Here is a 6,301-nt window from a genome sequence, read left to right as displayed (position 1 = left end):
TGACCCCAATACCCCAATACCCCAATACCCCAATACCCCAATACCCCAACACCCTCCACCCTCCACCCTCCGTCCTGAGGAACACTGCTCTCCGGCAAAATCCCGAAGCCGCTTTCCCGATAATTACGCAAGCAATTGGTACCGGCTTCAGACAACAATAAGCGTGAAAGCCAGACGTGGTAAAACCCATGGTTTTCAACGCCTACAGTAACCCTATCCAAAGCCAGCACCAAGGATTGTGGGCGGATACTCTGCTCCGTTACACCATCGCCTTGATGCGATGGAGCCTACCATGAGTCCTTTAACCTGGACTTCTACCCCAGCTTCTGAGGTGAGCCAACGTCAGGGATGGAATTTCCCCAGCATTGGGAACCCTAGGCTCGACAGTGTGCATGCCCCTACCTTCCAGGATCTTCCCTTGAACCACCATCGTGCTGACCTGGCTAAATCTTGCCCCTCTGTGGTTCCCATACCCATAGAGGCGGCATGTTACCTGATCAAGCTCACGACCCATAACCAAGAACCCCTGTTTGGCCACCTAGTAGACGGTTGTTTTCAACTCAACGCCCTAGGCCAGGTAGCCGCCGACGAATGGTTGCGATCGCCCCAGGGCAAGCGGGGGATCGAGCTAGACTGCTGGGATATTTCCAGCGATCAGCTCCAAGGTATTGTCATTATCCGCGAACCAATAGGCAATAAAGGTTACGGATCCCCCGTCTCAAACAAACCCCGACTCCTCTCCTCCTTCGTCGCTGGGTACAAAGCAGCAGCAGCCAAGCGCATTAACCTGATCAGGAACCATCCTGGATCATCCGTTTGGCAGCGTAGCTATCAAGAACGCCTGCTGCCAGACCAGACTGTGCTCCAGCGGGTACGCCAAATGCTGTCCCACCCCGCCGCGTCCTAGTGTTCTGGCAAGAAAATCTTGAGGGTCTTTGACCCCCAAGATTTAAATGCAGACAAATTAAATACAGACAAATGCCCTACTCATCCAACAATCCCGGTGGTGGATTAATTTCCAGAAAGCCCTCAGCCAGATTGACCGTAGGCACAATTTCGTGAACAAAGGGCACCAGTACGGGCAGCAGTTTGCGAGAAGAAGTTTTAGGGGAACGGCTGGAGGAACGACCGGACGAGACCTTCACAGGCTCACCGCCAGCTTTAGGGTCGGTCTGGGCAAACAGTTCCACCGCCAGCAGATCATTGCCCGCAGCGAACAAGTCCACGACGATGCCGATGGCCTCCCCATTAGTCTGGAGGCGCACCTCTAACCCCACCAAGTCACTGACATGAAATTCCCCCGGCTCTAGGGGGGGACGATCCTGGGCAGAGACTAGAATCTCAGCATTCTTCAGGGCGTCTGCCTGCTCCCGCTGCTGGATTTCGGCAAACTGCACCACATACAAGCCTTTGCCCTCTAGGCACCGTCCAGTCACCAACGTCAAAAGCTCAGGTTCCGCATTGGGCTGACGCCGCAGCCACCGCTTACCAGGGGTAAGAAACCGCTCGGGGAAATCAGTGTCAGGATAAATTCGGACCTCCCCCTTGAGTCCTTGGGAAGATACCACACGGCCAATTACCGTCCACATAGGGTGTTGCAAGACGCTAGAACCCTAACTAAGGAGACTCGCTGCCACTGGAGCTGATGACTGGAGCACCGGCTGATACACCTGATTCACAACGGTAGCAAGGTGCCTCATGCCCGTAGCGATCTCGTCATCGGTAGCAGTCAGGCTAATGCGAATGCACTGATGGGTATGGGGCCAGTCTTCCTTAATGCCGGGGAAGAAGGGGCTTCCAGGCACCGTAATCACACCGTACTGCTTCAGGGCCTGGTAGAGTTCCCAATCACTGATGGGGAGCTGATCAAACCACAGCCATGCAAAAATGGCTCCCTCGCCCCGATGGAGGAACCAAGGCACCTCCTTCGGCATGTAGGCGTCCAAATTCTCCTCCAGCACGGTGAACTTGTGGGCGTAGTGGGGTCGAATTACCCGCTCAGAAATTTCCGCTAAGGCTCCAGAGGCGATGGCTTGAGCTGCGATCGCTTGCCCATAGCGGGAGGAGTGGATACAGAAATTGGTCTGGAAGGATTGCAGCACTTGAATAATGGCCTCGTCCCCTAGAGCGATGCCGATGCGCTCTCCGGGCAATCCTGCTTTGGAGAGGCTGACGCAATGCACCATATTGTCCCCAAACACCGGAGCCATGTCGGTGAAGTTCAAGGCCGGGTAGGGCGGAGCATAGGCCGAGTCCACGAAGACGGGAACGTTGTGGGCTGCGGCTAGGGCGGCAATCCGGTTCACCTCTTCATCCGTCAACACATTCCCCGTGGGATTGCAGGGCCGTGAGAAGAGGACAAAGCCGGTGTGATCGGTAATTTCGAGCTGGTCAAAGTCGGGGCGGTACTTGAAACGATGGGGCTCGACAATATCCAACGTGGGTTTATAGGCTCGCAGCGCTTCCTGCACTAGTGAAACACCGCCATACCCGGTGTAGTCCGGGCTCAGGGGCAGCACAATGTCCTTGAGTACGCCATCACGGGTATAGCCGCCAAAGGCATTGGCCGCAAAGAAATACAGGGCTTGGCTACCGGGGGTGATTAGGACGTTGCGCTCAGTCATGGAGAGACCATAGCGCTGGTTGTAGTCCCCCAGCACCGCCTCAACGAAGGGTTCATACCCTTGGCTAGAACCGTAGCGGCAAACCACTTCGCCGTAGTCAGAACTGGCTAAAAGCTGGGCGGTGCAATCCCGCCAGAGCTGTTCTACCTCGGGCAGGATTACCGGATTTCCCGCACTGAGGTTAATAAAAGTTTGACCGTTTCCCGCTCGCAGGGTCTCAATAATGTCTTTCATGATGGCCCGAACCCCTGTCAGGTGGGACATCTGATCGCCGAACTGAGTCAGAGCAGGGTTCATAGGCCGGAGGGGAAAACCTGTCAGGAGGTCAATTTAATGTAGTGCCAATATTATCGGATCTTGATCTGAATTCCGAATTTTATAGATATCCGATTTAGATCCAACCTTAACCAGCATCGCACGGATTGTTGGGCGATGAACAGCGATCGCAGATCCCCTGTACCGTGACCTCATAGGATTCCGGCTGGAGTCCTGGACGGAGAGCGGCTTTAGCCAAAGGGCCAAAGGCATCCCAGGGAATATCTTCAATGCAGCCACAGCAACGGCAGCGGAAATGGTGGTGGGGCGACACATTGGCGTCGTAGCGCGACACCCCCTCCTCCAGCAGCACCTCCCGAATCAACCCCACCTCCCGTAGAGCCTGCAACGAGTTATAGACCGTCGCTTGGGACGAGACAGGCCCCCCCTGATTCAGGTCCGCCAGCAATTGCTCCACTGTGGGGTGGTCCCTACGCCCCAGCAAATTAGTATAGACGGCATAGCGCTGGGGGGTTACCCGCAGCCCTTGGGCCTTGAGATTGGCAACGATGGCATTTGGTGAGAGTTCACTCATCTCGATTCGTGGAGCTGTGGCTTCAGTATGAATTTGGGGGGCAGGCGGAATGGCTTGCGGATGTCCGAAGGATGACAATACATTCCCTTTTTATCCTAGTAGCATCTCTGCGGTGCATAGCCCTACGGCGAAGCAATGCACCAATAGGCAAGGTGGCAATTGGTACCTTATTTTCTTGCGAGTCCCTAAGGTCCGCTCCTTAAACTAGAAATATTCTAACCTGTTGTCAGTTTCCGAATTTAGAACTATTCTAACTTATGGAGGCCGAAGGGCTATCCACAACATCCATAGAGCTGGATCTCCAATGCTAGCGGCTCCTGTCTTGGCTAGGATGCAGTCCTTCGCCCGTATTACGGACAGATACCTAGGGCAGGGCTCAGATGCTCTGTGGATTTTCAAAAACTAGACGCAGAGGTTGTTATGGCTGTAATTGAGCGCGTACCCGACGTTGTATTCAAGACCCGCGTACGGGATGAGTCCGTCGAGGGGCCAAATCCCTTCCGTTGGCAAGATCGCACCACCCAGGAAATCTTTGGCGGTAAGCGAGTGGTGGTCTTCTCTCTACCCGGAGCCTTTACCCCCACCTGTTCCTCCACCCACCTGCCTCGTTATGAGGAACTGTACGAGGACATCAAGGCCCAAGGTGTTGATGAAATCCTCTGTATCTCTGTGAACGATGCTTTTGTCATGTTCCAGTGGGGCAAGGCCCAGGGTGCTGACAAGGTAGTCCTGCTGCCCGACGGCAACGGTGAATTTACCCGCAAGATGGGGATGTTGGTGGACAAGTCTAATCTGGGCTTTGGGCTGCGGTCTTGGCGCTACTCCATGGTGGTGAACGACGGCGCGATTGAAAAAATCTTCATCGAGCCTGACTTCAGCGACAACTGTCCCACCGATCCCTTCGAGGTGTCTGACGCAGATACGATGCTGACCTACCTGAAGAGTGCCAAGGCGTAGTCCTAGTAGGCCAAAGGTCCGCCAGACTGGGGCCGAAGGAGCATCCTTCTGGTGGCAGGAATAGGGTCTAAGGTAAGGGGAGGCCAACTGACGGTCTCCCCTTTGCTATGGGGAGTTTTAGGGGGAAGGGGTAGCGGATTCACGGGAGTCGCGTTCTCCCAGTCATCCCCGCTGGAATTTACGGTGTTGACAAGACTGTACTGAAAGTTGCCATTTGCTATTGGCTGGAGGGGACAATCACCATGAGCTATGACTTTGACCTATTTGTGATCGGGGCTGGGTCCGGCGGCATCGCCTCAGCCCGCCGTGCCGCCCAGCACGGAGCCAAGGTCGGTATTGCGGAATCCTGGACCTTGGGGGGCACCTGTGTAAACCGGGGTTGTGTGCCCAAAAAGCTGATGGTCTACGCCTCTCATTTTCCCGAGTATTTCCATGCTGCGGTGGGCTATGGCTGGAGTCCGGTGGAAAGCAGCTTTGACTGGGGCCACCTGACCGCTGCGGTGAACAATGAGGTGCTGCGGCTGAATGGGATTTACCAGCGCATGTTGGATAACTCTCAGGTAACTGTTTTTCCCCACCATGCTAGTTTCATCGACGCCCATACCCTGGCGGTGGGGGATGACAAGGTAACGGCGGACAAGATTCTCATCGCTGTGGGGGGAGAGCCGGTGAAACCGCCCCTTCCCGGCATTGAGCACGCCATCACCTCTGATGACATTTTCCACTTGCCTAACCAGCCCGAGCGCATGGTGATTTTGGGTGGGGGCTATATCGGTTGTGAGTTTGCCTGCATTCTGAATGGCTTGGGCACTGAGGTGACTCAGGTAATCCGCTCTGAGAAGATTTTGCGGGGCTTTGACGCCGATATTCAGGCGGAGGTGCAGGGGGCAATGGCGGAGTCGGGCATTCGCATCCTCGCCCACACGGATCTGCGCGGTATTGAGAAGACCGAGCAGGGGGTGAATGTCACTGTTCGTACCCAGGCGGGTGAGGAAATTTTAGTGGCGGATGCGGTGAGTTTGGCGGCTCTGGGTCGGAAACCAAAATTGGCGGGGCTGGGGCTGGAGCAGACCGGGGTGGAACTGGCGGCAGGTGCGATCGCAACTGACCAGTACAGCCGCACCGCTGAGCCCAACATCTTTGCCGTCGGGGACTGCACCGATCGCATGAACCTGACCCCCGTGGCCATCAACGAGGGCCGCGCCTTTGCCGACACGGAATTTGGCGGCATCTCCCGCACCATGAGCTACGAGAACGTTCCCACCGCCATTTTCACGACGCCTGAAGCGGCCACCGTCGGCATGACGGAGGCGGAGGCGGTGGAGAAATATGGGGAAGACGGTATCCAGGTCTTCCGCTCTAAGTTCCGGCCCATGTACTACACTCTGCCCAACATGCAAGTCAAAACCCTGATGAAGCTAATCGTCCATCGGGAGACGGATCGGGTTCTAGGAGCCCACATGGTGGGGGATGACGCAGCAGAAATTATCCAAGGTGTTGCGATCGCACTTAAAACCGGAGCCACCAAGGCCAACTTCGACGCCACCGTGGGCATTCACCCCAGCGCCGCCGAAGAGTTTGTCACCATGCGCTAGATAGGGCAACCGACCTAGGGACCTACCCTAGGCCATAGGCAAGCTACACACCGTCGAGATGGCACAATGCCCCGTCTCGACGGTGTGTATGTTTAGGAAGCGGATGGGCACCTTAAGAGCGCTTGAGCCTGCTCCATCAGATCCCAACCCTCCCGTTCTGGCGATTCGGGGAAGAATTGAATCGGGGAAGAATCGGTCGGATGCTTTTTGAGATGGAATACCCTTAGGGTTGAAGCGTGAAAAACGGCACCGTCATGAGGTGTACCGTCATTATG

General features: G+C 55.6%; 6 protein-coding genes. 3 read left to right on the top strand and 3 right to left on the bottom strand.

Features of this window, described 5'->3' with window-relative positions; translation table 11 throughout:
• Positions 1-292 precede the first annotated feature (292 nt).
• Positions 293-907 carry a hypothetical protein gene (locus LEP6406_RS0202295; RefSeq protein ID WP_008308435.1) on the top strand — a complete coding sequence of 205 codons (615 nt, stop codon included), beginning with the start codon at positions 293-295 and terminating at the stop codon, positions 905-907.
• Positions 908-983: 76 nt separating this feature from the next.
• Here the strand turns inward: LEP6406_RS0202295 and rimM are convergent, their stop codons facing one another.
• The 3 genes from rimM to LEP6406_RS0202280 form a co-directional block, all read right to left on the bottom strand.
• Positions 984-1,589, bottom strand: coding sequence for a ribosome maturation factor RimM (gene rimM / locus LEP6406_RS0202290; protein WP_008308433.1), 606 nt, complete (start codon positions 1,587-1,589; stop codon positions 984-986).
• A 24-nt stretch (positions 1,590-1,613) separates the two neighbouring features.
• The gene (locus LEP6406_RS0202285) at positions 1,614-2,921 is read right to left on the bottom strand and encodes a valine--pyruvate transaminase (protein ID WP_008308432.1); all 1,308 of its coding nucleotides are present in this window, start codon (positions 2,919-2,921) and stop codon (positions 1,614-1,616) included.
• Between the two features lie 106 nt (positions 2,922-3,027).
• Entirely contained in the window at positions 3,028-3,474 is a 447-nt protein-coding gene (locus LEP6406_RS0202280) for a Fur family transcriptional regulator (protein WP_008308430.1), read from the bottom strand.
• 420 nt (positions 3,475-3,894) lie between these two features.
• On the opposite strand from LEP6406_RS0202280, the gene LEP6406_RS0202275 reads away from it, so the two are divergent.
• The gene (locus LEP6406_RS0202275; RefSeq protein ID WP_008308428.1) at positions 3,895-4,431 is read left to right on the top strand and encodes a peroxiredoxin; all 537 of its coding nucleotides are present in this window, start codon (positions 3,895-3,897) and stop codon (positions 4,429-4,431) included.
• Between the two features lie 242 nt (positions 4,432-4,673).
• Positions 4,674-6,026, top strand: coding sequence for a glutathione-disulfide reductase (gene gor, locus LEP6406_RS0202270; protein WP_008308426.1), 1,353 nt, complete (start codon positions 4,674-4,676; stop codon positions 6,024-6,026).
• Positions 6,027-6,301: the final 275 nt, after the last annotated feature.

The sequence above is a fragment of the Leptolyngbya sp. PCC 6406 genome (assembly GCF_000332095.2).
Classification (GTDB): domain Bacteria; phylum Cyanobacteriota; class Cyanobacteriia; order Phormidesmidales; family Phormidesmidaceae; genus PCC-6406.
Note: the sequence above shows the minus strand (reverse complement) of the source record. Positions and strands in the feature narration are given on the sequence as shown.

Bases quoted from the DNA above. Each gene is read 5' to 3' on its own strand.
- LEP6406_RS0202295 (WP_008308435.1), top strand. From the start codon at position 293: ATGAGTCCTTTAACCTGGACTTCTACCCCAGCTTCTGAGGTGAGCCAA.
- rimM (WP_008308433.1), bottom strand. From the start codon at position 1,589: ATGTGGACGGTAATTGGCCGTGTGGTATCTTCCCAAGGACTCAAGGGG.
- LEP6406_RS0202285 (WP_008308432.1), bottom strand. From the start codon at position 2,921: ATGAACCCTGCTCTGACTCAGTTCGGCGATCAGATGTCCCACCTGACA.
- LEP6406_RS0202280 (WP_008308430.1), bottom strand. From the start codon at position 3,474: ATGAGTGAACTCTCACCAAATGCCATCGTTGCCAATCTCAAGGCCCAA.
- LEP6406_RS0202275 (WP_008308428.1), top strand. From the start codon at position 3,895: ATGGCTGTAATTGAGCGCGTACCCGACGTTGTATTCAAGACCCGCGTA.
- gor (WP_008308426.1), top strand. From the start codon at position 4,674: ATGAGCTATGACTTTGACCTATTTGTGATCGGGGCTGGGTCCGGCGGC.